General features: G+C 39.4%; 28 protein-coding genes. 16 read left to right on the forward strand and 12 right to left on the reverse strand.

All coding sequences use genetic code 11. The features are described from left to right. Positions 1-106: 106 nt before the first annotated feature. From adhP to IEE83_RS14965, 3 genes are all read left to right on the forward strand, one after another. Positions 107-1,141 (forward strand): alcohol dehydrogenase AdhP, encoded by a 1,035-nt coding sequence (adhP, locus tag IEE83_RS14955; protein WP_194121349.1) that lies wholly within the window; start codon positions 107-109, stop codon positions 1,139-1,141. 197 nt (positions 1,142-1,338) lie between these two features. Beyond that, entirely contained in the window at positions 1,339-1,947 is a 609-nt protein-coding gene (locus IEE83_RS14960; RefSeq protein WP_194121350.1) for a 2,3-bisphosphoglycerate-dependent phosphoglycerate mutase, read from the forward strand. Between the two features lie 103 nt (positions 1,948-2,050). Further along, on the forward strand, positions 2,051-2,854 hold the full coding sequence (locus tag IEE83_RS14965; RefSeq protein ID WP_194121351.1) for a TspO-related membrane protein: 804 nt from the start codon (positions 2,051-2,053) through the stop codon (positions 2,852-2,854). On the opposite strand, the gene IEE83_RS14970 is transcribed toward IEE83_RS14965, so the two are convergent. Next, entirely contained in the window at positions 2,849-4,780 is a 1,932-nt protein-coding gene (locus IEE83_RS14970) for an AAA domain-containing protein (RefSeq protein WP_194121352.1), read from the reverse strand. The two genes, IEE83_RS14965 and IEE83_RS14970, sit on opposite strands and share 6 nt — an antisense overlap. Positions 4,781-4,966: 186 nt before the next feature. On the opposite strand from IEE83_RS14970, the gene IEE83_RS14975 reads away from it, so the two are divergent. The 4 genes from IEE83_RS14975 to IEE83_RS14990 all read left to right on the forward strand — a co-directional run bounded on the left by IEE83_RS14975 (position 4,967) and on the right by IEE83_RS14990 (position 7,804). Then, positions 4,967-5,869: a helix-turn-helix domain-containing protein gene (locus IEE83_RS14975; protein ID WP_228101821.1), complete on the forward strand. Its 903-nt coding sequence runs from the start codon at positions 4,967-4,969 to the stop codon at positions 5,867-5,869. 94 nt (positions 5,870-5,963) lie between these two features. After that, a complete protein-coding gene (locus tag IEE83_RS14980) occupies positions 5,964-6,524 on the forward strand; it encodes a flavin reductase family protein (RefSeq protein ID WP_194121353.1) in 561 nt (186 codons plus the stop codon). Between the two features lie 139 nt (positions 6,525-6,663). After that, the gene (locus tag IEE83_RS14985) at positions 6,664-7,512 is read left to right on the forward strand and encodes an oxidoreductase (protein WP_194121354.1); all 849 of its coding nucleotides are present in this window, start codon (positions 6,664-6,666) and stop codon (positions 7,510-7,512) included. Positions 7,513-7,561: 49 nt separating this feature from the next. Beyond that, positions 7,562-7,804: an Atu4866 domain-containing protein gene (locus IEE83_RS14990; RefSeq protein ID WP_194121355.1), complete on the forward strand. Its 243-nt coding sequence runs from the start codon at positions 7,562-7,564 to the stop codon at positions 7,802-7,804. Positions 7,805-7,831: 27 nt separating this feature from the next. Here the strand turns inward: IEE83_RS14990 and IEE83_RS14995 are convergent, their stop codons facing one another. Both IEE83_RS14995 and cysC read right to left on the reverse strand, forming a co-directional pair. Then, the gene (locus IEE83_RS14995) at positions 7,832-8,659 is read right to left on the reverse strand and encodes a sulfotransferase family protein (protein WP_194121356.1); all 828 of its coding nucleotides are present in this window, start codon (positions 8,657-8,659) and stop codon (positions 7,832-7,834) included. Next, positions 8,649-9,236 (reverse strand): adenylyl-sulfate kinase, encoded by a 588-nt coding sequence (gene cysC / locus IEE83_RS15000; RefSeq protein WP_194121357.1) that lies wholly within the window; start codon positions 9,234-9,236, stop codon positions 8,649-8,651. Before cysC ends, IEE83_RS14995 begins: the two co-directional genes overlap by 11 nt. Positions 9,237-9,659: 423 nt before the next feature. Between cysC and IEE83_RS15005 the strand changes: the two genes are divergently transcribed. After that, entirely contained in the window at positions 9,660-10,982 is a 1,323-nt protein-coding gene (locus tag IEE83_RS15005; RefSeq protein ID WP_228102028.1) for an acetyl-CoA hydrolase/transferase family protein, read from the forward strand. A gap of 90 nt (positions 10,983-11,072) precedes the next feature. Here the strand turns inward: IEE83_RS15005 and IEE83_RS15010 are convergent, their stop codons facing one another. Next, positions 11,073-11,597, reverse strand: a complete 525-nt coding sequence (locus IEE83_RS15010; RefSeq protein WP_194121359.1) for a DUF4199 domain-containing protein — start codon at positions 11,595-11,597, stop codon at positions 11,073-11,075. Between the two features lie 116 nt (positions 11,598-11,713). After that, positions 11,714-12,190, reverse strand: coding sequence for a response regulator transcription factor (locus tag IEE83_RS33435; RefSeq protein ID WP_194121360.1), 477 nt, complete (start codon positions 12,188-12,190; stop codon positions 11,714-11,716). A gap of 191 nt (positions 12,191-12,381) precedes the next feature. Between IEE83_RS33435 and IEE83_RS15020 the strand changes: the two genes are divergently transcribed. Further along, complete coding sequence (locus IEE83_RS15020) at positions 12,382-13,569, forward strand: esterase (RefSeq protein ID WP_194121361.1); 1,188 nt, start codon at positions 12,382-12,384, stop codon at positions 13,567-13,569. A gap of 18 nt (positions 13,570-13,587) precedes the next feature. Here the strand turns inward: IEE83_RS15020 and ybiA are convergent, their stop codons facing one another. The 5 genes from ybiA to IEE83_RS15045 form a co-directional block, all read right to left on the reverse strand. After that, positions 13,588-14,139: a riboflavin biosynthesis intermediates N-glycosidase gene (gene ybiA / locus IEE83_RS15025; protein WP_194121362.1), complete on the reverse strand. Its 552-nt coding sequence runs from the start codon at positions 14,137-14,139 to the stop codon at positions 13,588-13,590. Positions 14,140-14,200: 61 nt separating this feature from the next. Continuing rightward, on the reverse strand, positions 14,201-14,569 hold the full coding sequence (locus tag IEE83_RS15030) for a DUF3817 domain-containing protein (protein WP_194121363.1): 369 nt from the start codon (positions 14,567-14,569) through the stop codon (positions 14,201-14,203). Further along, positions 14,521-14,985 carry a hypothetical protein gene (locus tag IEE83_RS15035; protein ID WP_194121364.1) on the reverse strand — a complete coding sequence of 155 codons (465 nt, stop codon included), beginning with the start codon at positions 14,983-14,985 and terminating at the stop codon, positions 14,521-14,523. Before IEE83_RS15035 ends, IEE83_RS15030 begins: the two co-directional genes overlap by 49 nt. Positions 14,986-15,055: 70 nt before the next feature. After that, complete coding sequence (locus tag IEE83_RS15040; protein WP_228101822.1) at positions 15,056-15,970, reverse strand: helix-turn-helix domain-containing protein; 915 nt, start codon at positions 15,968-15,970, stop codon at positions 15,056-15,058. A 19-nt stretch (positions 15,971-15,989) separates the two neighbouring features. Then, positions 15,990-16,655 carry a class I SAM-dependent methyltransferase gene (locus IEE83_RS15045; RefSeq protein WP_194121366.1) on the reverse strand — a complete coding sequence of 222 codons (666 nt, stop codon included), beginning with the start codon at positions 16,653-16,655 and terminating at the stop codon, positions 15,990-15,992. 136 nt (positions 16,656-16,791) lie between these two features. On the opposite strand from IEE83_RS15045, the gene IEE83_RS15050 reads away from it, so the two are divergent. From IEE83_RS15050 to IEE83_RS15065, 4 genes are all read left to right on the forward strand, one after another. Continuing rightward, the gene (locus IEE83_RS15050) at positions 16,792-18,117 is read left to right on the forward strand and encodes a cytochrome P450 (protein WP_194121367.1); all 1,326 of its coding nucleotides are present in this window, start codon (positions 16,792-16,794) and stop codon (positions 18,115-18,117) included. Positions 18,118-18,151: 34 nt separating this feature from the next. Next, positions 18,152-18,784 carry a YiiX/YebB-like N1pC/P60 family cysteine hydrolase gene (locus IEE83_RS15055; protein ID WP_194121368.1) on the forward strand — a complete coding sequence of 211 codons (633 nt, stop codon included), beginning with the start codon at positions 18,152-18,154 and terminating at the stop codon, positions 18,782-18,784. Positions 18,785-19,023: 239 nt separating this feature from the next. Next, a complete protein-coding gene (locus IEE83_RS15060; protein WP_194121369.1) occupies positions 19,024-19,350 on the forward strand; it encodes an ArsR/SmtB family transcription factor in 327 nt (108 codons plus the stop codon). Positions 19,351-19,368: 18 nt separating this feature from the next. Next, on the forward strand, positions 19,369-19,809 hold the full coding sequence (locus tag IEE83_RS15065; protein WP_194121370.1) for an SRPBCC family protein: 441 nt from the start codon (positions 19,369-19,371) through the stop codon (positions 19,807-19,809). Positions 19,810-19,876: 67 nt separating this feature from the next. Here the strand turns inward: IEE83_RS15065 and IEE83_RS15070 are convergent, their stop codons facing one another. Next, complete coding sequence (locus IEE83_RS15070) at positions 19,877-22,855, reverse strand: glycosyltransferase family 117 protein (RefSeq protein WP_194121371.1); 2,979 nt, start codon at positions 22,853-22,855, stop codon at positions 19,877-19,879. Positions 22,856-23,194: 339 nt separating this feature from the next. On the opposite strand from IEE83_RS15070, the gene IEE83_RS15075 reads away from it, so the two are divergent. The 3 genes from IEE83_RS15075 to IEE83_RS15085 all read left to right on the forward strand — a co-directional run bounded on the left by IEE83_RS15075 (position 23,195) and on the right by IEE83_RS15085 (position 25,692). Then, complete coding sequence (locus IEE83_RS15075; protein ID WP_194121372.1) at positions 23,195-24,067, forward strand: tetratricopeptide repeat protein; 873 nt, start codon at positions 23,195-23,197, stop codon at positions 24,065-24,067. A 13-nt stretch (positions 24,068-24,080) separates the two neighbouring features. Then, positions 24,081-24,950, forward strand: a complete 870-nt coding sequence (locus tag IEE83_RS15080) for a helix-turn-helix domain-containing protein (protein ID WP_194121373.1) — start codon at positions 24,081-24,083, stop codon at positions 24,948-24,950. A 91-nt stretch (positions 24,951-25,041) separates the two neighbouring features. Beyond that, complete coding sequence (locus IEE83_RS15085) at positions 25,042-25,692, forward strand: HD domain-containing protein (protein ID WP_194121374.1); 651 nt, start codon at positions 25,042-25,044, stop codon at positions 25,690-25,692. Positions 25,693-25,699: 7 nt separating this feature from the next. Here the strand turns inward: IEE83_RS15085 and IEE83_RS15090 are convergent, their stop codons facing one another. Continuing rightward, positions 25,700-25,912 (reverse strand): hypothetical protein, encoded by a 213-nt coding sequence (locus tag IEE83_RS15090; RefSeq protein ID WP_194121375.1) that lies wholly within the window; start codon positions 25,910-25,912, stop codon positions 25,700-25,702. Positions 25,913-26,276 lie beyond the last annotated feature (364 nt).

The following is a 26,276-nucleotide window of genomic DNA, read 5'->3' on the forward strand; positions in this document are numbered from 1 at the left end:
GAATGTCCGAAGATCATAACCATAAATGACAATGGTCATAAGAACAGCGTTTTTGTAAGCCGAACTTTACGATTCGATATTCAAAAAATCCTTAAACGCCTACGTTATGTTACCAAAGAAGATGAAAGCAGCCGTTGTCCGTGAATTTGGAAAACCGCTACAAATTGAAGAAATGCCAGTTAAAGAGCCGGGAAGAAATCAGATTTTAGTCAAAGTAATTGCCAGCGGTGTTTGTCATACCGATTTGCATGCAACCGAAGGCGACTGGCCGGTAAAACCAAAGATGCCGCTGATTCCCGGACATGAAGGAATTGGTTATGTGGTTGCCCTTGGACCGGATGTTAATCAGGTTAAAGAAGGAGATATAGTTGGAGTGCCATGGCTTTACAGTGCCTGCGGATGTTGTGAATATTGTATAACCGGCTGGGAAACTTTGTGCGAAACCCAACAAAATGGTGGTTATAGCGTGGATGGCAGTTACGCCGAATATGTTATTGCGGATGCAAGATATGTGGCACATTTGCCGGCCAACACCAACATGATCGAAATGGCGCCGATTCTTTGCGCAGGCGTAACTGTTTACAAAGGCTTAAAAGAAACAGAAACCAAAGCTGGTGAATGGGTTGCAATTTCGGGAATTGGCGGACTGGGACATTTGGCTGTGCAATATGCAAAAGCGATGGGAATGCATGTGGCCGCAATCGATATCAGTCAGGACAAACTGGATCTCGCAAAAAGTCTGGGTGCAGATTTAATTGTAAATGCTTTGGAGACTGATCCGGGAGAATATTTGAAAAAAGAAACCGGCGGCATGCACGGAGTTCTGGTAACAGCTGTATCTCCTATTGCGTTTAAACAAGGAATTGCAGCGCTGAGAAGGAAAGGAACAATTGCTTTGAACGGATTGCCTCCGGGAAGTTTTGACTTACCGATTTTTGAAACCGTTTTAAACCGGTATACGGTAAGAGGTTCCATTGTAGGAACCCGAAAAGATCTTCAGGAAGCCGTGGAATTTGCTTTGGATGGAAAAGTAAAAGCGACCGTACATACCGCCAAGCTGGAAGACATCAATTCTGTTTTTGACAAAATGAAAGCAGGAAAGGTTGACGGAAGAGTGGTTATGACAATCGCAAATCCCTGAACCTTTCGTAAGCTTGATATTTTCCGGTGAAAAGACTTTACTTTTCTCATTTTTAGACCAAAACGAAATACAAACCACAAAATTGGAGCACCGGAAGCCGGGCTTTTGCGTTACATTTACAAGGAGCCCTACATTATTCTGTAAAAGATTTAATGAGACGACTTTGTAAATGATTTCTGCAACCCTAATTTTAATTTATGCCGAATTTAATAATCGTCAGACATGGCCAATCCGAATGGAATTTACAAAACAGATTTACAGGCAGTACCGATATTGAGTTGACTTCAACCGGTGAAATGGAGGCTAGAAACGCCGGCAGATTAATAAAAAAATACCCGCTTGATGAGGCTTATACATCGGTTTTGGTCAGAGCCATTCACACACTTACCATCATTCTCCAGGAAATTGACAAAACCTCAATGCCTGTTACAAAAACGGCCGCATTTAACGAAAGAAGTTACGGCGATTTGCAGGGGCTGGATAAGCTTGAAATGACTAAAAAATATGGCCCTGCTCAGGTTCAGACTTGGAGAAGAAGTTATGATGTGGTACCACCGAACGGTGAAAGTTTGAAAAATACGTATGACCGCGTAGTGCCATATTACATCAAAGAAATTGAACCTAAATTAAGAGCCAACAAAAACATTATTATTGTAGCACACGGTAACAGCCTACGCGCACTCATGATGTATCTTGAAAAAATTAGCGAGGCGAAAATCTCAGATGTTAACCTCGCAACTGGAGTTCCAAGATTGTATGAATTTGATTCGGGCTTGGGACTTTCACAGGTTTCTTACATTCATTAACCCGCATCGCGTTAAAATTGTGGCACAATAATTTTATTTTTTGGAAGACTTATTTCAGAAAAGTAAGCTTGTTAGTAATCCATGATTTTACACACTTTGCAAGATGAAAGACATTAAAACTGGACGTTACATTACAGCAGCCATTGTTATTGGTGGCATCTTAGGAACTTACTTTTTCAGCCGTCCGCGAAAAAAAGTAATTGATACACCCTTTGATAAAAAACGTCAGGACAAGGTTGACAGAAATCTGGTAACGCCTGCAAATGAGACTTTTGGCATTGTTTGGTCAACGATATATATTGGAACTTTGGCGTTAGCAATTCACCAGGCTTTACCATCGCAAATTATAAATCCTCGTTATCAAAAAGCACAGCCGTGGCTTAGAATCAGTTATTTATTGACCGGTTTATTTGGCTATTTCTTTTCAAAATCTGATAAAACAAGTAGAATCGGGGCGGCGGTAACAACGATCAGTATGCTGCCGGCTGCCATTGCTCTTCATCGCGCACTGGAAATCGGTCAAACGGAAGTAAACGGAGCTGAAAATATAATCCGGAAATCAATTAGTTTATATACTGGCTGGCTGACTGCGGCAGCGGCTGTGAGCGCCACAACGCTGGTCCAGGAAGCAGGTTATATGATAAAACCGGATGATGCAAAACACTGGACACTGGGACTTCTCCCTGTTACCACCGGCCTTGGCGTTGTGATATCAAACCGATTGAATGATCCTTATTATCTGGTTACAATCATCGCTGCGCTGACCGGAATTGCCGTCAAACAAAAAGATACCAATAAAGAAATCAGCATTTTGGCCAGCACATTAGCAACCTATCTTTTGGGTATTGTTGGTAATAAATTGAAAGAGCAGCTTATCACGGACAACGTCGAAGTTGCTCTTTCATAAATCTGCAAATTCCCAAGCACTTTGATAAGCATCCAGTTTTTCTGCATAGTTGATAAAATCCGAATAGAAAGGCAAAGAAGATAAGGTGGCACTATCCCCTATTATAACCAGTTTTTTTCTGGCGCGGGTCATCGCCACATTCATTCTCCGGATATCCGAAAGAAATCCAATGTCTCCTTCCGCGTTACTTCTGGTCATGCTGATATACACAACATCACGCTCCTGGCCCTGAAAACTGTCAATGGTGTTGACTGAGATTTTGTCACCGTAAATTTGGAGCGCCGGATGATGAAGCAACTGATCCTTCAAAATATAAATTTGTTGTTTGTAAGGTGAAATTACGGCGATGCTTGGAAAATTTTCTATTGTGTACAACAGGTTACCATCATCACCTTTTTGAGAAGCAAGTTCAGAAACCAGCTGGCTTAAATGTTTGAAAACAAAAGCCGCTTCCTCAGGATTTGTAGAGCTTGTTCCTTCCAGTTTTTCATCAAAACCACAACCAGCCGTATCAATAAAATTAAGCGGAGTGGATTCAGGAAACAGAACATGGTGAGCAACAGCACTATTGGCTTTCAGTTTATCTTCGTAAAAAACTTTTGAAGAGTAACCCATAATCTGCTCATTCATACGGTATTGCTCTTCCAAAAGAGTGACTGATTCCGGATGCAGTGATACGCATTTTTCCAGTAAGGTTGTGGCCAAACCCTTTTTCGCAGCCTCATTTGATTTAATAGTTGGTGAAAGCTGACAATGATCACCGGCTAAAACCACCTTTTGCGCTTTTAAAATCGGCACCCAGCATGCGGGCTCCAATGCTTGTCCGGCTTCATCAATTACAACAGTATTATATTTCAAATTACGCACCGTGTAATGATTTGATCCGACAAGTGTGGCCGTAATTACCTGCGCTTTCGCAACCAGATCATCAATGATATATTGCTCGGATTTACCGACATCTTTCATTATTCTGTGCGCTTCATCAAATAAGGCTTTGCGCTGCTCACGTTCCGCTTTTCCAAAACTTCGCTTGTACTTATGAGCCATATTTTTATACTCATTCGCCTGTTTTTTCAGCGTCTTCATTTCCTTCATGCCTGGATGTGCAGACATTTTGCTATCCAGTGTCAGAGACATTAGTCGCTCCGAAACACGAGCCGGATTTCCAACACGAAGCACGTTCAAACCCTGATCTGAAAGTTTCTCACTTAACAAATCAACAGCAGTATTACTCGGCGCAACAACCAGAATCTGCTTTTTATCCTGCTTGATCAGCGCCTTGATTGCCTCTACCAATGTTGTCGTTTTTCCGGTTCCTGGAGGACCGTGGACAACAGCAAGTTCATTTGCCGCCAGTATTTTGTTAACCGCAGATTGCTGGGAATTATTTAATTTAGAAAAAACATAAGGAGAAATTTCTGTTTTAAAAGTCGGCTCTTTTTCACCGATCAGTATTTTCACCAGACGCCCTTCATCCGTCTTTTCGTAGACAGCAGATGCATTTTTAAGCGCATTTTGCATTTCGTCATAACTGTTGTCATCAAAAAGCAGGTCTATTCCCAATTTCCCGTCGCGGGACCAGTCCGGCAATTCGTCGGTTCGCAAGGTAATTTTCAGACGATTCCCGCTTTGATACGTTACCGTGCCTTCAACCCTGTCTTTTTTAGGATCATGATTAGAAAACAAAACAGCCGGCATTCCAAAACGGAGCTGATGTGAGATATCCTGATGCGTTGTGCGCTCCACTTCAACCGTAACATAATCACCCCGACTCATTTCCTGTCCGCGAATTGCAATTGGATACCATGCAAGTCCGTTTGCCCTGCGTTCGGAAACGGAAGTCGATTCAGTAAGTTTGAGATAAGATTGGCGGTCTTCCTCTCTTTCGATTTTCAGTAAATCAAGCAGCTTTTTAAAATACTCCATGCCGTAAAGGTAAACAATCGTAAAAGTATTGTTAGTGATTTTAAACCAATGACCCTGCAATTGTTTGAATTTCGCAATCTTCCGTTTGATTTTAGCAACTCATTCGTCTTTCTACCTGTTACTTTTGTAATGATGAAATGACTTAAAAGGTCAATTCTAAAATCTGCCTGTTAAACTAATTTGGCCATGATATCGAACACTGAATCAATAGAAGAATTTTATAAAGGTAAATTCAATTATTTACCCGATAATCTGCAACATGAAGCCGGCCATTTTAATGTTTTTCGTCTTGAAGACTGTATAGCGCATCCGGTGAAATACAGCCGACGCGATTTCTACAAAATCACACTTGTCAGAGGAAAAAATGTTTATCATTATGCCGATAAAAGTGTTGAAATAGATGGAAGTACGTTGATCTTTTTCAATCCAAAGATACCTTATACGTTACTTTCTGAAAACACACCCGAACACCTGACCGGCTACTTCTGCATTTTTAAAGAATTCTTTTTTACCGAAAAAATGAGAGGCAGTATTGGTGACCTTCCCATGTTTGCACCGGGCAACAAACCGTCATATTCGCTTACGCCTGAACAGGATACATATATTACCCAGATTTTTGAGAAAATGCAGCAAGAACTGGACTCCGACTACCGATTCAAATACGATCTGATCCGCAATTACGTAACGGAACTGATTCATTACGCCATGAAAATGGAACCGACAGAAAGACTTTATGAACACGCAGACGCCAATGCAAGAATTACTTCCATTTTTGCAGAATTACTTGAAAGACAGTTCCCTATCGAATCACCATCACAGCGTTTCACCATGCGCTCAGCGCAGGATTATGCCGAAAAACTTTCGGTCCACGTCAACCATTTGAACAGGGCGTTAAAAGCCACGACAGGAAAAACCACTTCACACCATATTGCAGAAAGAATTACAAATGAGGCGAAAGCGTTGTTAAAACATTCTAACTGGAATATTTCAGAAATCAGTTATTGCCTTGGTTTTGAGGAAGCAGCGCATTTTAATAACTTTTTCAAAAAACAAACTGAAATCACGCCAACCGCTTATCGTTCGATCTAAAACAGGTGAATGTTTTTATGATAAATTATTGAATGCCGGTCTGATGTGTCAGGCTGGCATTTCTTTTTTAACCTGTTAAACAAAAGATATAGATATGAAAAAGGCATATAAGAAAGTTGACTTCCCAACAGAAAAAATCAGAAAATTCCTTGAACCTGGCCCAATTGTATTGGTAAGTTCTCGTTGGGAAGGAAAGGAAAATATCATGACCATGGGCTGGCATACCGTCCTCGAATTTTCTCCTTCATTGGTCGGATGCATGATCACCGCAGAAAATCACAGTTTTGATATGATCGAAAAAAGTGGTGAATGTGTCATCAATATTCCAACGGTTGATCTGATCGACGAAATTATTGGCATCGGAAACAGCTCAGGTGCCGATACTGACAAATTCAATAAATTCGGTTTGACGGCTGAAAAAGCGAGTATCATAAAAGCACCATTAATAAAGGAATGTTTTGCCAATTACGAATGCAAACTGGTTGACAAACAACTTTTATCTAAATACAACTTTTTTATCTTCGAGGTGGTAAAAGCGCATGTAGCCACTTCTTCAAAATATCCCAAAACAGTACATTATCTGGGTGAAGGAATTTTTATGGTGTCCGGTCGTCACATAGCATTCCCGGAAAAGTTTAAGCCTGAAAATTTATAAGTTTTAACTTCGGTATTCAAATAATCCACTCTTCATTAAAACCAATTGTTTGAATTTCGCAATCATTGGTTTGTCTTCCGCAAGACTGCCCTTTCCCAGTTGCCCTACCTTTGTTTCATCAACTTAAAACATGAAAACAATGGATAATAAAAAAGTTTGGTTCGTTACTGGCGCTTCAAAAGGCCTTGGACTTTCACTTGTAAAACAATTATTATCAGCTGGATATAACGTAGCAGCAACGTCCAGAACCGTGGATTCACTTAGTAAAGCTGTGGAGTCGGAAGAATCTGAAAACTTTCTGCCACTGGAAGTTAGCATTACTTCCGAGCAAAGTGTAAAAGACGCAGTTTCAAAAACAATTGAAAAATTTGGTACGATTGATGTTTTGGTAAACAATGCAGGATATGGATTATTTGGTTCTGTGGAAGAATTGAGCGACGAAGAATCTCGGCAAAATTTCGACATCAATGTATTTGGTTCATTAAATGTAATTCGCCAAACACTTCCCTATATGAGGGCCAAACGTTCAGGAAAAATCTTTAACATATCTTCGGTCGGAGGTTTTAGGGCAGATTTTCCCGGCGCAGGAATTTATTGTTCAACCAAATTTGCAGTCGCAGGCTTCACCGAGGGATTGGCATCAGAAGTTAAAGAATTAGGTATTTCGGCAACTGTTGTGTACCCTGGTTATTTCCGTACAGATTTTTTATCAAGTGAGTCTATGGTGGTTCCTAAAAATGCGATTGACGATTATGCCACAGCACGGGCATCGGTATTAGCGCATGAAAAAGAGATTGCCGGAAATCAGCCAGGAGATCCGGAAAAGGCGATTGCCGTTTTGATTAAAATCGCGTCAGAAGAAAATACACCGGTACATCTCTTTCTTGGAAAAGATGCTTACGAAATGGCTCAGGGCAAAATTGAAATCGTAAGCAAAGATCTGGAAGCATACAAAAGCCTGACTATTTCAACGGATTTCGATTCCTGAAATTCAACCAATTAATATCATTTTTCAAAAGAAACAATTCCAGAATCAAATGGAAAACAAGGAATTTTATTTAGGTATGTGGGTAACAAAAGATGGTTATATCCGTCACGAATTATTGCCCGGCGGCCGGTACGATGAAGCCCGCGGAAACAGAAAAAGCGCTTATCAGGGAAATTACAAAATGACCGGAAATCACATTGATTATAAGGACGATACAGGTTTTACAGCGGATGGTGATTTTAAAGATGGCATCCTTTATCACGCCGGAATGATATTATACAAAGAAAATTAATATCAATTTACAGAAAAAAACCACCCCTCAAAAGGTGGTTTTTTTCTGTAAGATAGTCTCAATTTTTTCAGCTTCTGCAATCAGCGCTTTATCAATAAAACGGCTGGTATTAATTTCTTTACTGATCAATTTAGGCTTATAAATTTCTTTAAAACTCACATAATCAAGTCCAAAATTCCAGTGGTCAGTCAGTTTTCTGAAAACGTCTTTATCAGACTGTAAAAGTGCCCCGAAATTAACGACCGTGTAATTTTCTTTTGACAAACGGGACATTGATTTCAGAATCTCTTTGTTATATAATATCCAGATTTTCAAAAAGTTGGCTGCCCGTTCTTTACAAAGTTCCTGAATCCTTTTTTGAATTTCCAGCTTCTTCCTGTACTCTTTAAACAGTCCTTTTTTAACAATATCATCAGTTGGATAAATGACCTTATAAGTCCTGCTGATCAATGAACTTACCGTAGATTTCCAATCCCGGAAAACAACCAGATAATAGGCTTCCGGTAATAAGTTTTCATAATCCCGAAGAAAAAGACAGGTCCTTGGATCCTTCCAGCCCCATTCTTTGAAAGCATTGTTTTTCTTTGAAATGATACTTTGTAAAAACTCACGTTCTTCCAGCACCAATGCCGGAACCGGCGTATCAGTAAAACCTGAATCTTCTATATTTTTGTTTCTCAAAATCTGCTTTTGCGCTTCATAAAAATCTATATCCTCATAGTGGCCATCATCATTGCCAATGCCTGCACCCAAAAGATTTTCACCAACATTTAAACCGCAACGATATAACCACTGTGTAGTCAGCGACGTACCAGACCGATGCATTCCGGCAATAATCAGGGTTTTATTTTGCATAGGTCAGGGATTTGAGAAAAGAATCGTTGAATTTCCCGGGTTGGGGATTCTTAGCATTTATTTGTTTCAAAATCAACTCGCACAAATCTCTTGTGCTGTCTTCGATCGTTTTTTCAGAGGTATTGATGTAAAGATCCGGCTGTTCAGGTTTTTCAAACATGTCGTTTATACCGGTAAGATTTTTGATTTTCTGAGGATCATCGTCGGCAAGAAGTGTCCTTTTGTACAACCCTTTGGTATCTCTTTGATATAAAATTTCCAATGGACAATCCAGAAAAATGGTTTTGACATTCGGATATTCCCGGATCAATTCCGCCCTTGTTTCCTCATAGGGATTGATCACACTCATGATAGCAACAATTCCCTGAGCCGAAAACCGGCTGGCAATGAATCCAAGTCTCCGGATATTTTCCTGCCTGTCAGCCTTTGAAAAACCAAGATCCTTACAAAGTCTACTTCGGTAAACATCTCCGTCGATAATCTCTGCACGTATCCCGTTTTCCAGAAGCAGGTTCTTCGTATTTTCTGCCAGGGTTGTCTTGCCTGCTCCTGATAAACCGCAAAATTGAATGATCATAAGTCTGCTATTTTATTTCGGGGATGCATCATCAAATTTTAAAAGTATTCTTGAAGGTGTTTTATACTAATTATTGGATACAAAAATCGTGCAACTGAAATTTTACAATTTCATAATATGTCCCGCTCTTTAATACTCACAAAAATCCCCGGTTGTTGCATCAGCTTAACATTAAGACAATTTAATGTAACCATAATTAACTTCAATCTAACAATCTATTTCTCAGTAATATACAAAAATAAAATTTTTATCCCTTAATTATCTGACTGGAAATAAACTGATTACGGTCATAGTTTCACCCTACTTCGGTCATTTCCCGACGGATACGAAAAGATGAATTTTACATCAGGAAATGGATTTGGAAATCATGTTTATGATTCTGAAAACATCCTGAACTACATAAAAAAAATCTAAGTTATGAGCATGCCAACATACGTTTCAGCAGAAGAAGCGGTAAAACATATTAAATCAGGAAACAGGGTTTTTATTCACGGAAGTGCTGCTACGCCGGTACATTTGGTGGAAGCATTACAGCGCCGTCACTGGGAGTTGAAAAATGTTGAATTTATAAGCATTACAACGTTGGGTGAAGTCGATTTCAATAATCCTGTCCACCACAACAGTTTCTTTTTCAATTCACTTTTCGTCTCGGCCAATACGCGTTCGGTCGTCAATAGCGATTATGGAGATTATGTGCCAATTTTTTTAAGCCAGATTCCACAGTTGATTAAAAACGGAAAGTTGCCGGTTGATGTGGCATTGATTCAGGTTTCTCCACCGGATGCACACGGTTTTTGTTCACTTGGCACATCTGTCGATATTGCGAGAGCTGTTGTGGATACTGCCAAATATATCATTGCGCAGGTAAATCCGAATATGCCTCGCACGCATGGCGACGGTTTCGTTCATATCAGCAAAATAAACAATCTGGTTTGGCATGATACGGCTTTACCGGAAGTAGATTATTCACTCAATGTAAAAAATGCCACCATCCAAATCGGGAAAAATATTGCTTCTCTGATTGAAGACGGTGCCACTTTACAGGTTGGAATCGGTGCAATTCCTGACCAGGTTTTGAAAAATCTTAACCATCTGAAAAATCTTGGATTACATACAGAAATGTTGTCGGACGGAGTAATTCCTCTTATTGAAAATGGTGTAATTGATAATAGTCGTAAAAAACTGAACAGGGGAAAATCTGTAACTTCTTTTATGGTGGGTACGAAAAAACTCTATGATTTCGTGAATGATAATCCGGCTGTGAGGGTCATGGATATTGGTTATGTAAATGATACAAGTATCATCCGTCAGAATCAGAAAGTTACCGCCATCAATTCTGCTCTGGAACTGGATTTAACAGGACAAGTTTGCGCGGATTCATTGGGCACTTATCAATATTCGGGTATCGGGGGACAAATGGATTTCATTCATGGCGCATCACTTTCAGAAGGCGGAAAACCGATTATTGCTTTACCTTCCATAACTTCTTCCGGTGCTTCCAGAATCGTTCCATTCCTGAAAGAAGGCGCTGGTGTGGTGACTACCCGGGGTCATATTCATTGGGTAGTAACAGAATTCGGAATTGTGGACTTGTTTGGAAAAAGTTTGAAACAAAGAGCGAGAGCACTGATCAGCATTGCACATCCCAGTCATCGGGAATCTTTGGAGCAGGCTTTTTGTGAACGTTTCGGAAGTTATAATCGTCCGGCCATGACCGGAATTTCTGAAAGGGTTTTTCACGGGTAAGGTTTAATTTAACCGCAATGGGCGCAATAGAATACGCAATGGATGCAAAGGAATTGCTTCATTGCGTATTCTGCTTTGATAGAAAAAATTTTATGCGCTAACTGTTGTTCTTTTTAAAATCAGCGCACAGATTATTGAAACAACCAGACCGACAGGGAAAATTTCGGCATAGGTTAATAAAATAACGAATAAAGGATTTTTGTACATTTCCTTATAGCTGTCCATTTCTGCAACTGTGTCTTTTATTTCCGCTGGTGTGCTTCCGCCCTCTTTGGCATGCTGGATCATCGTTGCGGAATATTTATCCATAAAATCTGGTACGAATAAATAATAATCAACCAGCCAGACAAGTACGTAAATACTTGAAGCGATCAGGGAAACATATAATCCGATTTTGAAAGCTTCCAGAAATGTGGCTCTACCACCATTGAATTTATCCCGGAAATTTTTCACAGCAACGAAGATCAGGGAAAAAGCAAGGATCATCGATGCATACCCCAGCACCATGCTGCCTTCAAAATCCCCGCTTTTATAACAGAGATTTGCTGAGGTAATCATCATGGTCGAAACGATGGCTCCTGCAATTAATCCGCAAACAATAATATTCCTTTTCATTTACTCAATGATGTTTAGGTTTGACATGCTGCAAAGGTGATATGTGCTGTGTTATTTCAATTCATACTTTTGGGTGATTTTGTCGCCCATGCTGGATTTCACTCCAAAGTATTACCTCATTTGGCAATGATATTCAGCCTTTTGGCTTTTTCGGTAGCCTGTGTCCGACTTTTTACCTCCATTTTCCCAAACAAATTTGAAGAATGCGTTTTTACAGTATTCAGTGAAACAAATAACTGATCAGCAATTTCCTGATTGCTATAACCAGCTGAAATAAGTTGCAAAACTTCTAGTTCACGTTTACTGATACCAAGTTTTTCTACTTCATTATCGTTTGGTAAAAATGCATTTCCCGACGGAATAAAAACTTCTTTTTCCACAACAACCGTTTTAGGTTTTGTCAGTTTGAGCGCCAGCCAGATACCCAAACTGGTAAACAGAATTGCGATGGTGCCAATGTAAATTTCAAGCGAATGGTTGATAATGATGAAGCGCATTTCCAGCCATTTCAATAAAAAAAGCAATACCGCCAGGGAAAGACCGTAGGTAATCACATGTTTATGCTTTGAAAAGAAATTCAATGCGCCTTTCATTTTTGCTTAATATTTATTTCAACCAAAAATAAAAATATTTTGACGCCTTAAAGTCTGTCCGCTTTTAAATAATAATTCAAAATAAGAAAAGTAAAAATTATCCTTTTGTGAGTATTGTGTCTACTATATCTACTTTTTCATTTCAAGAACCATTCCGATACATTTTAATGGTCAATCATCACAGATATAAAATGAATTTACGAAAAACCTTTTTCCTTTTAAGTTATACAATTTTTTCGATAACTTCGGTGGCTCTTGCGCAGCAGGCAAACGTAAATCTGGACTGGAATCCGCAGAAAAATACTGAAAATCTTGTTCCTTATGGCGGTAATGTTGTGTCTCCGGATGTAAAGGATGATCACACCATAACTTTCCGTCTTAAAGCGCCCGACGCGCATGAAGTAAAATTGACCGGCGGTCCCATATTGCTGGCTCTTGGCGTTAAAGATCCGGTTCTTTTTAGAAAAGGAGAAGACGGAATCTGGACTTTGACAGTTGGACCAGTAAAACCCAATATATATGTTTATCGCCTTTTGCTGGATGGTGTTGCGATTGTTGATCCAAATAATACGATCACCGGAGCATCAAATCAACCGGGATATAGCAGTGTGGTTGTTCATGGAAACGGACCTGCTTTTTATGATGCGAAAAATGTTGCGCATGGAAGTGTTACCAGAAATATCTATCATTCTGATGTGCTTAACGGCGAAAGGGAAATCTTCGTTTACACGCCGCCAGGCTATAATCCGAAGAAAAAATATCCTGTTTTGTATTTATTAGGAGGAAGTGGCGAACTGGCTTCCGGGTGGATGCTGGATGGTCGTGCCAATTTTATTGCGGATAATTTATTGGCTGAAGGCAAAATTGTACCCATGATTATTGCAATGCCGAATAACCAGGTTATACACCGAAATGATCCTAAACACGTAGAAAAAACTTATGATCTGTTTGAGAAAGAACTCAGGTCACAAATTGTACCTTTTGTTGATAAAAATTATAGTACCATTACTGACAGAAAAGGCAGGGCAATTTCAGGCCTTTCCATGGGTGGACGTCACACCCAGGTCGTTGGTATGAATGATCTTGATCTTTTCAGTTCTTTTGGCATTTTAAGTGCTGGGGATCTTGAAACTGAAAAAATGAATGCCAAATTTTTTAATGATCCAAAAGTGAAAGAAAAGGTTGATTTTCTGCTTATTGGACATGGAAGTGCAGAAGTCGATTTTGTTGGAAAACGCTCAGCCGCAACCCATGAAGCACTGGATAAACATGGTATCAAACATGAATATTTCATAGGTGGCGACGGCGCGCATGACTGGGGAACATGGCGGATGCTTCTGAACGATAAATTGTTGCCGAATTTGTGGAAGAAGAAATAAATTAGTTTCTGGAATTGGTTATTTCGCTTCCAAAATATCCCGGACCTCCATCAATGCAAAACCAAGAAGATTAAGCCCGTTCCAATGGTTCGGGTTTTTAATTTTTTCATCGACGGCCGCCAGGCCAACTCCCCAGACAACATCCACAGGACTTGCTTCAACTAAGATTCTGTCTTTGGTATTTGACAAAAATGCATCAAGTTCTTTATGTTGGGAAAATTTCAGCAAAGATCCCTTGATTACAATTTCTGATCTTTTTTCCAGCCAGACATCTTCCCTAAAATCACGCACCTGCCTGCCTAATTCCTTCGCCTCAGCTGGTGATTTTGCCAATATAATTTTTTGAAAAATATCATCATTATCAAATAAGGCGGCCTTTTGCGCCATCATCCAGTGCTCCGCTGTTTTATATATAACGCCGTCCTCAACAAAAGGCGCTGCCCACCATTGACTGAGACATGATGAAGTAATTAACCCACTCCGATCGGGTTGATTTCCCCAGAAGTATATAAACTTTTGACGATCTCCACGATCAAAACTTTCTAAAACCGACTCTAAATTGTATTTCATTTTTAAATCACGATGCTGTTTCAAGAATACAAATTTTTGCTGGCTTAGAAAAAAAATATTACTATTTCTTAGTCGTATGAATTTTACACAGAATCGTATAATCAACATAAAAAGTACCAAAAGGAATGATACAGGCAAGCAGAACTTTCCAGGTTGTTTCCTGAAATTTCCAGTTGTATTCAACACCTACACTGATGGTATTTATTACAAAAAACAGAAATAAAAAGCCATGAATTGGGCCCATCGTCTTAACAAGCGATGGATCATGATAGGCGTATTTGAGCGGAACTGCAATTAAAACCAGAATTAGCAGCGATAATCCTTCCAGCAAAGCTACCACCCGCAGCCTGCCAACTTTTGTTTTGAAAACTTCAACATCATTTAAAAGGTCCGTAAATATGGCCGGTTGGCCAAAGGTGAAAATGGCCATGGAATAGCCACGAGAATGATTACCAGGGCTATGCCGAAAAAAATCGTTATGGTCCTGAATTTATTCGAGTCCAACGTCTGACGTTTTGCTGCTGATGAGCCAATAGTGATCAGAATAATAGAAATCGTCATCAGCGTAATGTGGATCATTCCAAAAAACATGAAGTCAAATTGTTTGATGGCTTCATGAAAATGTGAGCGAAAATACGCGATGAACGGACTATTAAAATAGAGCAAATAACCGATCGTCAGCTGAACGTGAGATATCGTTGCAGTGATATGGCGAACGCTGTCATCAGATTTTGAAAATGACAAATTTCCGCCCCATCCTCGCAAACTGCGGAAAAGCGCATATAACAAACTTAACAATACAAGCCAGCGGAAAATAGAATGGAAAAAGAGTAAATAAAAATACATCGGGTTTATAATTTCATATTGCAAAGGTCAAATTAAACGAAGAACGATGTTAGGACAGACCAATACATTTTCAGGACATTTCAATCATTTTTCGGAAATCGGTAGGAGTCATTTTTTCATATTTTTTAAACAAACGCGTAAAATATGACTGGTCTTCAAAACCTACTTCCATAGCCACCTCGCTGATTGACAGCTCAGATTGACAAAGAAGAACTTTTGCCTCTGATACAATAGCTTCATCAATCCATTTTGTCGGAGATTTTGCAGTAACTGCTTTAACTGTTTTGTTGAGATGATTCGGAGAAATATTAAGCAGTGATGCGTAGTCAGAAACGAGGTGTTTGTCTTTGATATTGGAAAAAACAAGCTCCTTAAATTTGTTTGTAATCGAGATGGAAGATGCTTTTCCGGATATTGTCAGAGGTTGATAAACGTTTTTAACCTCACAAAAAAGTGCCAAAAGATAAGATTGAAAAATGTCCTGATTTTTTAGTCCATTCTGTATGTATTCAACAAGAAGTCTTTTCAAAATGTGATGGATAAACTCCGAAGTTTCGGCATTAAGAGTAATCCTGGGATTCCCCCAAACTCTTAAAAACTCAAACTCCTTCAAAGGATCCGTTTTCCCAAACTTCCCGATCAGCAGATCATTATGTAAACCACAGATATAGCCCTTATTAATATCACCTGTTTGAAAAGAAAACACTTGCCCGGCAGGAACAAAAAGCATTTCATCCTTTTTAATTTTATAAACCTCACTCCCGATTTTCATCACCGCCTCCCCTTCCGTCAAATACAAAATGCTATGAATCGTGGATCGGGAAGCAGGCACATTATGTCGAACCAGCTGATACATTTCCTCTATCCTGGTGATAAAAAACTTATGCTCCTCGACCTTCACAATATTTTTTAATGTATCAGAAGGCATAAATTTTCTGGTAAAAGACCTGGTATCATAAAGCCTGATTTTCCCGGAATTATCCATAGCTTATGAATTAAAAGGGCTACTTTTTAGCAAATACAATTACGACCGGCCTTTCCACTTCTTCTCCCAAATTACGCTTCGTCACTTCCAGTTCTTCAATTGTTTTTTCAATTTTGAAATGAGCGTCTATTAATAGATTTTCGGCTTCGGCTTTATTATAAAGCGTAAAACCAAATTTGGTAAAGGGCAGCTGTTTCATAAAAGTGCTGTCGGAAAAGGAAAGCGCAAAAGTGCCGCCGGGTTTTAAAATACGAAATATTTCCGTCGAATATACCAGTGGATTTTCCCAGAAATAAACGGTATTGACGGTAAAAATTTTATCAAAACTGTTATCCGGAAATTCAATTGTATTTCCGTTAGAAAGAGCAAAAGCAACACTTCCAGCTGAGATGAGATTTTCATTCAATTCAGAGGATTCCGCTACCATCGTTTCAGAAATATCAATTCCCTGATACTTTATGTTTTCGGCCAATTCAATTATCGAACTGACATGAGCGCCTTTTCCGGGGCCAATTTCCAGGACATAATCATTCGCTTTTATTTCAAGCAAATCAATCGTTCTGTGAATCATCTGACCGTTACCGTGGCTCATGCGTTCACCCGTTTTGACACCTTCCGAACCATGCGGGTTGGCAAGTTGTTGGGCCATTTCTTTCAACTCTTCTTCGCTCCACTCTTTATTCATTTTCAATCATTATTTGTCGGGACAATTTAGTAAGGAAAATTTTACTGATTTCCTTTTCGTTTATATTTACTTTTATTCCCGGTCTGTCGATTGAAAATTCTTCCCGTTAACCAGGTCAAAAAAATACAAGTTTATTATGCCAGAAATTCCTTTATTTAAAATTGCCAAATTTGATATTCAGGCGCCTTTCATTTTTGCAAAGGACCCACTTTTGGCATTGCGAAGTGGCTTCGATAATTGCGGGGATACCTTTCGTATCAAGCTTTTCAGGGAATTTATAGTGAGCCGCGATCCTTCTTTTTTCAAACATATTCTGGTATCAAACAATAAAAATTACAAAAAAGGAAGTTCTTCCAAAATGCTGAATCCGGTTTTGGGAAATGGCCTTGTTACCAGTGAAGGAGAATTCTGGCTTCGGCAGCGCCGACTGGTTCAGCCGGCCTTTCACCGGGAGAGATTGCAGGAATTATTCGTTAAAATGGGACAGATCACCGCTGATTTTCTGGAAGAAATGGAAACTTTCAGAGGAAAAGAAGCTGTCGATATTGATGCAAAAATGATGGGAATCACCGCAGATATTGCTTTAAAAACTTTGTTTGGCAATATTTCCAATGAAGACAAAATGCAGATTTTCCATCAGGTCAACAGAACACAGCGTTATCTGGTGACACGCGTACGTCGCCCCTATCGAATTCCTTTGATGTTTGTAAACGGGGAAAGAACACGTTTCAAAACGGATCTGGCATATTTCAATAAACTTGTTTTTGAATTTATTCATGAAAGACATGGCGTAAAAGAAAAACCGAACGACTTGCTGCAATTGCTTCTGGACAGTCTGGATGAAGAAACCGGAGCACAAATGAATGATCAGCAAATCCGCGACGAGGCTATTACCATGTTTGCAGCTGGCCACGAAACTTCCGCAACTGGCCTGAGTTGGCTTCTTTTAGAGCTGGCAAGACAACCTGAAATTGTCGCAAAAATTCGGGAAGAAGCGAAAATATTTGATACTGTTCCGGGTTTTGAACAATTGATGAAATTATCATATACCCGACAAGTTGTTGAAGAAGGTCTAAGACTTTTTCCGCCTGCCTGGACAATGACACGTGAAGCTTTGGAAGATGACGACGTCGATGGACAGCGCATACCAAAAGGAACATCGGTATTTATGTCTGTTTACGAACTGCACAGAAATCCTAATATCTGGAAAAATCCTTTGGTTTTTAATCCAGAAAATTTCAGTCCTGAAAATGTCAAAAACCGGGGGAAATACAATTATTTACCTTTTGGTGCTGGTCCGCGTTTATGTATCGGACAGCAATTTGCCCTGATGGAAATGCAGCTTATTCTTGCTGCAATTGTGAAAAGATTTGAATTTGAAATTGATCCAAAACACAAAGTCGGAATTTATCCGCAGATTGTTTTAAAATCGACAAACGGAATCAAATTATTTATCAAATAACGATTTCATCTTTAATTACTTACCAAAAATTGTTGTGGAAAAAGTTGCAGTACTATTCATTATTTTCCTTCTGGTTTCGCAAATATCCATCGCACAAATTCCAACGGGAATTAAACTTAAAACAGGCGATTTTATTTTCCAGGATCTTGACTGCGGGCCGCTTTGTGATGCTATTGAACAGGTCACAACAAGTTTTGGTGGACGGCATTTTTCACATATCGGACTTGTTTATGTCCAAAACGATAGCACATACATCATTGAAGCCATAGGGAAAGAAGTACAGTTGACTCCATTAAAAACTTTCCTGAAAAGAACACCAAATCCTATGCTCGTTGGGCGTGTTAAGAAACAATATGATGCATTGGCAAAAACTGCCGTTAAGTATGCCCTGGAAGAGAAAGGCGTTCCTTATGACGACGAATTTATTTATAACAATAAGAAATATTACTGCTCTGAACTGATCTATGATGCTTTCAAAAAAGCAAATGGCGGAACGGACTTTTTCACGCTTCAACCCATGACTTTTAAACAACCTGGAAGCGCTAAATTTTTCCCTGTCTGGATACAGTATTACGCCAAACTTGGAATACCAATTCCCGAAGCCGAACCCGGAATTAACCCTGGCGGAATTTCCACATCTCCTTTTATTGAAATATTAAATCCCTAAGTATCTGCTTACGACCAGGGATAATCCTCTTTTATTAATCGAAAATTTACTATTACAAAGCTTTTAAAAAAGTCTTTACTTTTTTTATAAAACCATTCGGTTTCATTATATTTAAAACCGAATGGTTTCCTGTTTGTTTTTCGGTTGTTTTTACCAATGATTTTTATCAAAAATATAAGTAGCTAAAAATCTTGATGTTATTTATTTGCACTCAGGTGCTTTAAAATTTCTCAGTTATTATGAATCAACCACGGAGAGACGTTTTCCAGGCCATTGCCGATCCTACGAGAAGGGAAATTATCAATTTGCTGTCTGGCAAATCTATGAATCTGAATGCAGTGGTTGAAAAATTTGAAATGAGCCGGCCGGCCGTAGCAAAACATATTCGTATTCTGACCGAATGCGGGTTAGTTGTTGTAAAAACACAGGGCCGTGAAAAACATATCAAAGCAGATCTGAAAAAGCTTAAACAGGTTTCTGACTGGACAGAAAAATATAGTCGCTTCTGGACCGAAAAGCTGGATGCTTTGGGCGATTTTTTGGATCAGGAAGACAATCAATCTTAAACCAAACGCTATACTTGTATGAAAACAGAAAATGAGAAAACCGAACCATTTGTCATAGAGCGAACTTACAATGCCACGGCAGATAAAGTCTGGCAGGCCATTTCCGACAACGAAAAGATGAAACAGTGGTATTTTGATATCGAAGACTTCAAGCCTGAAGTTGGTTTTGAATTTGTTTTTTATGGCGGTACCGAAGAAAAATCTTTCAAACATATCTGCAAGGTCACCGAAGTTGTAGTAGGCAGAAAACTGGCTCATACCTGGCGGTACGATGGCTATCCGGGAGATTCCACGGTAACCTGGGAATTATTTCCCGAAGGAGATAAAACCAGAGTGAGGCTTACACACGAAGGCCTCGAAACATTCCCTGATATGGAAGAATTCAAAAAAGAAAACTTCGCCATGGGCTGGACCGAAATTACAGGAAAAATGCTTAAAGAATTTGTTGAAGAAAACTGATATTACTCAACAAAAAATGCCCGTACTAATCCGAGTGCGGGCATTTTGATTAAGAAAGGTTTACAATTTACTCTTCTTGTTTACTATATAAATTGAAGGCTAACAGATGCTTCTGAAAAATGGTATCGTATTCCATTGCCGCCGCTTCCTGTTTCGCTTCCCTGCATTCGTGGACGATGGTTTGTAAAATATAAAGGTCCGTATTAATATCACGACTTTTTGAAACATCATTCTTTTTGGCAAATTCCAGATTTTCATTTGCCCTCAGCGCCATGGTTTTGGCAGTATCGAGCGCTTTTTTGTTTTCTCCCAATTCAAAAAGCAAACCGATATAATTGGAGGAAATCTGATCGTATGGAATGCTTTTGTCCGGCATAACAGTCAGGGCTTTATTGATCACTTTTTTTGCTTCTTCTTTCCTGTTTTCAGCGATAAGCTGATTCGTCAGACGCAAAAAAGCTATGCGGGCTGTGGCAACGGGGGAACCAAGATAAGCCGGATCGTAATAAGTATTTTTGTTATCCAGTTCACGCCAAAACATCTTGTTCATCAGGTTGTTATACATTATATCCGAGTTTACATATCCGTCAGACGCCCCCGGAATACGCACAGGAAGTAATCTGTAAGTATATCCTTCAAGCTGCATATATTCCTTCAAACCAAGATTATTTGAACTGCCCATCGTGCTCGAAAAGTAGATTGGCCTTTTCCAGTTATTGCTGGCAATGATATCAAGCATAACGAGATCACTTTTATACAAATCTTTGTCACCAATCTTCCAACTCATGGAATCGCTCAGCATCGGCATAAGATCCTTTTTGATAATATTCATTTTTTCAACTTCTTTCGTATTTACCGGTAGAAAAAGAATAGAAGAAGGTAAAATCGAAGCCATTTCACCACTGGTTAGTGGAACCTGAATGGCCCGGTTTTGCTGCTGGATCAGTTGGAGGTATTCTTTCAAATTGATTCCGGATTTCACACTTGGAATTTCATAAAAAGGCAGGTAATCATTTTTTCCAAAAGCATAACTATTGGTATCCAGCGAAAGCGGCAGCGCTTCCGATTTATTCATTTTCCTTTTCAGCTGCCTGATGTACCAGTCAATACCCAGAAATGTCTGCACGCAAACCCGCACATCTGTTCTAAACCCTTCAACTTCCTGAACATACCATAGCGGAAAAGTATCATTATCGCCGCCAGTGAACAAAATCGCATTTGGGGCACAGGAGTTCAGGAGATTTTTCGCAAAATCTACGGAATGATAACGGTTGCTACGGTTGTGATTATCCCAGCCCTGGGCAACCATAATCGCAGGAATTACCAAACCCAAAGCACTTGCAAAAACAGCAGTTTTAGAACTATTTAAAACCCATTTTTGCAGTCCGTTTGCGAGCGCAACCACGCCCAGACCAATCCATATGCAGAAAATATAAAATGAACCTACATAAATATAGTCACGCTCACGGGGCTCAATCGGCGGCGAATTAAGGTAAATAACGAGTGCTACGCCAGTCAGAATAAACAATAAGCCGAGTACCAGTAGATCTTTTTTTCTTTTAAAATAAAGAGCAATTATTCCGGCAAATCCTAAAAGCAGAGGCAACATTAAAAAATTGTTATGCCCGCGGTTCTGCGCTATTGAGGATGGATAATTCCTGGAAATATCCCATGGCAGCATCGTCCCTGCACCTTCCTCATCACTTTCCCGGCCGACAAAATTCCAAAGAAAATAGCGCCAGTACATGTGACCCAGCTGATGAGAAAACAAAAAAGAAAGATTTTGTACCATGGTTGGTTTTTGGCCTTCTGCCAATCCTGTCATCTGTTGGTAAAGCTGCGGGTGCCCTGGCTGCGTGCTATACATGCGGGGAAAAAGCATACTGCTTCCCGGTTCATAATCATAGTCGTAGCGATGACCCTGGATTACATATTTTCCATCCTTTTTAGCGTATACTGTGGATTCGGGTTTCTGACTGATGGGTTTAGATGTAAAAGAAGGACCATATAACAATGGACGACTTCCGTACTGCTCTCTTTTTAAATAGGATACAAAGCTCAAAACATCACTTGGATCATTTTCATTTATCGGCGGATTGTATTCCGAACGAACCAGAACCATCAGATAAGAGGCATAACCTATCAAGACAAACGCAAACGAAAGCAGACAGGTATTAAGTAGAATTTTTTCTTGTCGGTGCGAAAACCGGATTGCCCAAACCAGCGAACCCAGAAATAAAATAACGAAAGCGATTACACCCGATTTGTAGGGAAAACCAAAATTGTTTACAAAGAAAATTTCAAATTTTCCGGCCAGTCCGGGCAGACCGGGAATAATACCGGAATTAATAATGGCCAGCACCACAAGTCCTCCCGTAAAAGCGAGCATTCCTCCCAAAACTGTGGGTTTGGGATATTTTTTGAAATAATAGACCAGCGCCAGGGCGGGAATCGTAACAAGATTTAATAAATGTACACCAATTGAAATTCCGGTCAGGTATGCAATAAATATCAGCCAGCGGTTCTCCTCAGCCGGATCTTCTATCCGCTCCCATTTAAAAACTGCCCAGATTACAATGGCTGTAAAAAAGGACGACATGGCGTATACCTCCGCTTCAACAGCAGAAAACCAGAATGAATCAGACCAGGCGTAAGCCAGCGCACCGACGATACCGGAGCCGGTGACAAGAATAATTTCGCTGGTTGTCAACGATTCATTTTTCTTTCCAATCAGCTTTGCTGCGAGTAATGTGATTGTCCAGTATAGAAAAAGAATTGTGAAGGCGCTGCATAATACAGAAAGCATATTGACCCAGAAAGCAACTTTGGAAACATTGCCCAGTGCCAACATAGAAAAAATTCTACCTATTAGTAGAAAAAAAGGAGCTCCTGGCGGATGCGGCACCTGCAATTTAAAAGCACAGGCAATGAATTCACCGCAATCCCAAAAACTCGCTGTCTGCTCCATCGTGAGTGCGTAAGTCAGGAAGGCTATGGCGAAGACAATCCAGCCCGTCAGGTTATTAATACGGTTAAAATTTTTCATTTTGATCAGTGATGTTTAGACACAGCGGTAGCGATGCAAAGTGCTCATAGCAAATCACTTATTATCACGACTCTGTTATTAGATAGATTATTTTGATGGATCAAAACTATTGAAATCAATACTTTTTGTCGTACCAATTCTTCTTAAAAAAAGTTAACGAACTGACGTACGGAAGCCTGTTTAACTTTCTTTAACAATACTTGTCGTTAATCAGTACAATAGCGCCAATTTCGCCGACAGTAAACTGATTTTTATCTTTAAGCGTTATTTGTCCATTACAGGTTTACGGCTCAAAGATTTTTATAAGTAATTTGTGCCCGGTATTAATCATCTATTTTTATGCTCGAATTTCTGGTTGTTGTTTCACTGGTCGGCTACATATATTATTTGCGGAATTATGCGGATTTGAGAACCAAATCTGAGAAAGAAGCCGCCGGATTACAGGAAGGAATTAAGCTATACAATGAATCACAAATCGAAAAAGCTTTTGAATATTTCGACCAGAAAATAAAGGCAAAACCAAAATCCAGTTTCGCCTATCTATACCGTGCACTTTGTTACAAAAAACTTGGTAATGTTGCTGCCGCCAAAAATGATTTGATTACCGGCCTGAGTTATGATGGAACATTGTCGCCACTACATCTGGAAAAGGGTAAAATTGAATTTGAAGGTCAGTTACTGAGGGATGCGCTGGAATCTTTTGACAAAGCGGTTTTATATGACGGCGATGAGCATGAATCGACTTACCACTGGCGCGGGTTGACGTATCAGGCGCTTGGAAGGGATATCGAAGCGCAAAAAGACTTTTTGAAAGAAAGTGACATTTTGAAGCAAAAACTAACAGCCAGCCCAGTTGCAACCAAGCCAAAAGAACCATTTCTGGACAAGCGATTGGCTATAAATTCTGTCCTGATTATTGCAACCAGTGTTTTGGTGATCGTCATCATCAAAAAATCGGATGGTATTCATTTGCCGTTTTTACTTGCAGTTTTTTCAGCCATTTCAATAGGTATTGTTGAACCGGTTAAAGGCTGGATTCTGGCTATTTTTCAATGTATTTTATTGGTAGCAGGTTATTTTTTATTTACCGATCTTCCTGAAAATGCTGGTCGTCAGGAAGTGGAAAGTTTCAGTTTATATGGAAGCTGCGTTTTGACTTTTGCAGGAAGCTTTATCGGGGCATTTTTGAAAAGAGCAGTTATCGCTGGTTAATTTTACAAAACGAATGGAACAGTTAAATACGATTTCCTTACAAGTAAAGGTTGAAAATGATATAAAAGATTCATTTTCAATTAATTTATTAGATAATCAAACTACGGTCACTGAGATTCCTGTTCGGCTAAAATATCACCGTATTTTACTTATAAAAAACGGAAGCGGCATACTTTATATTGATGAAATTGCCTATCCCGTTTCTGGCAGTGAAATATTTTTATTGGCAAAAGAACAGATTTTTTCCTTTTCTGAACATAGTGCTGTAACAGGTTACGAATTATCTTTTGGAGATTGTTTCTGGGAAAAAACACCGGCAAGTGCAAATAACTGCAAGGCGGTTTTGTTCAATAATGTTTCTGAAAATCAGAACATTCCTGTGCCGACATCCGGATATCAGGAAATGGATTTATTGTTTAATATTTTGTTACTGGAATATCAAAATGAAGATTATATCAATAAACAGGACGCGATGGCTGCTTATTTGAAAATAATCATGATCAAAACGGCTAATCTCAATGCATCATTAACGAACGCTTATGATAATTTTGAAAAGCAGATTTACCGGCAGTTTCTGGAACTTGTACAAAGTCAGTTTCACAAAACACATGACGTTTCAGATTTCGCTGAAAAACTGAATATTTCAACAAGAAAACTTTCGGAAATTTGTAAGCGGAATAGTAATAAGGGGCCAAAAGATATTATTAGTCTGCAAATTATAACGGAGGCAAAACGGGCTTTACAATTCAGCGCCAAGCCGGTTAAAGAAATTGCTTTCGAACTTAACTTCAATTCTGCTGAACAATTCAGCCATTTTTTCAAAAAATATACGCAATTTTCTCCCCAGCTATACCGGGTTGGTTTTGTAAAAATTGGCATGTGATCAACCGGATTTGACATTCTCTGCTGCTTCTGACTTAACTAATTTTGTACATGAAATTAATGTCAAACAAATCAGTTAAATCATTAGTAATATGTCAGTTAATAAATTAAAATCCGTAGCCGGAATTCAAATTCCCGATAGCGTCATATCCACGCAGGCCACAGAACTTTTACTTGAACACGGTACTGAGTTCATTTATAATCATTCGCTTCGCGTGTTCCTTTTTGCTTCTTTGAACGGAAAAAGAAATGCATTGCAGTATGACGCCGAATTATTATACGTAAGTTCTATTTTCCATGATCTTGGCCTGACCTCTCATTACAGCAGTTCGGATTTACGTTTTGAGGTCGACGGGGCTAATGCGGCGCGTGATTTTTTAAAAAGCCACGGTTTGCCAAAAGAATCGCTGCAACTTGTTTGGGACACGATTGCGCTGCACACAACAATTGGCATTGCTGAACATAAGGAGGCGGAAGTCGCGCTGATGTACTCTGGCGTCGGGCTGGATGTGATGGGTGAAGGTTATGAAAATCTGAGTGAAGCAAATCGTATGGAAATCATATCCGCATTTCCGCGTAATGATTTCAAGAAGAATATTATCCCCACATTTTTCTCGGGTTTTGAACATAAGACTGAGACAACTTTTGGCAATATAAAAGCTGATGTTTGTGCTTATATGATCCCGAATTTTCACCGTAAAAACTTCTGTGACTGTATCTTACATTCACCATGGAGTGAATAATTTAATTTCAAAAAATAATCCTGTTGACGTATATCAGCAGGGTTGTTTTTTTTCCAACAATATAACCGCTTAGTTTTTTCCCTCCTTCTTCAAAATCTGGTGCCGTTAAACTGGACACCTCGTTAATCATACTTTCGCCTTCAAGAATCACAATCATTCGCCACGGAGTCGATATGTTTTTCAAAACAGAAGATGCGTAAGGAGCATCAGTTGATGACATAATCGCGCCCGGCAAAACTCCAAAGCCAGCATAAAATCTTTCTATTTTATTGGCCTTGTTATGCGGAATTCAATCAAATAATTAAGGATTTCCAGCTTGGTTCTATCACAGATTTAAATCAATCAAAACCAGTAAAATAATACTGCAAACTAGCCTTAGGCTGCGAGGCCAAAACTGGTTACAGGCAACACTCTGCGAACATATTATCCCAATATTTCCTTCGTCGGTAAATCGTAACACAATCTTCACCAGGAATCTGGACCTATATCAGAAGATTTGCCAGAATTTTGATCCGTCTTCTTTTTGATTGACCTACCCTGCTCCTTTTGAAATCCTACATTATTAATCCAACTAATTTAAACAA

The organism is Dyadobacter subterraneus (assembly GCF_015221875.1).
In the GTDB taxonomy this organism is placed as follows: Bacteria; Bacteroidota; Bacteroidia; order Cytophagales; family Spirosomataceae; genus Dyadobacter; species Dyadobacter subterraneus.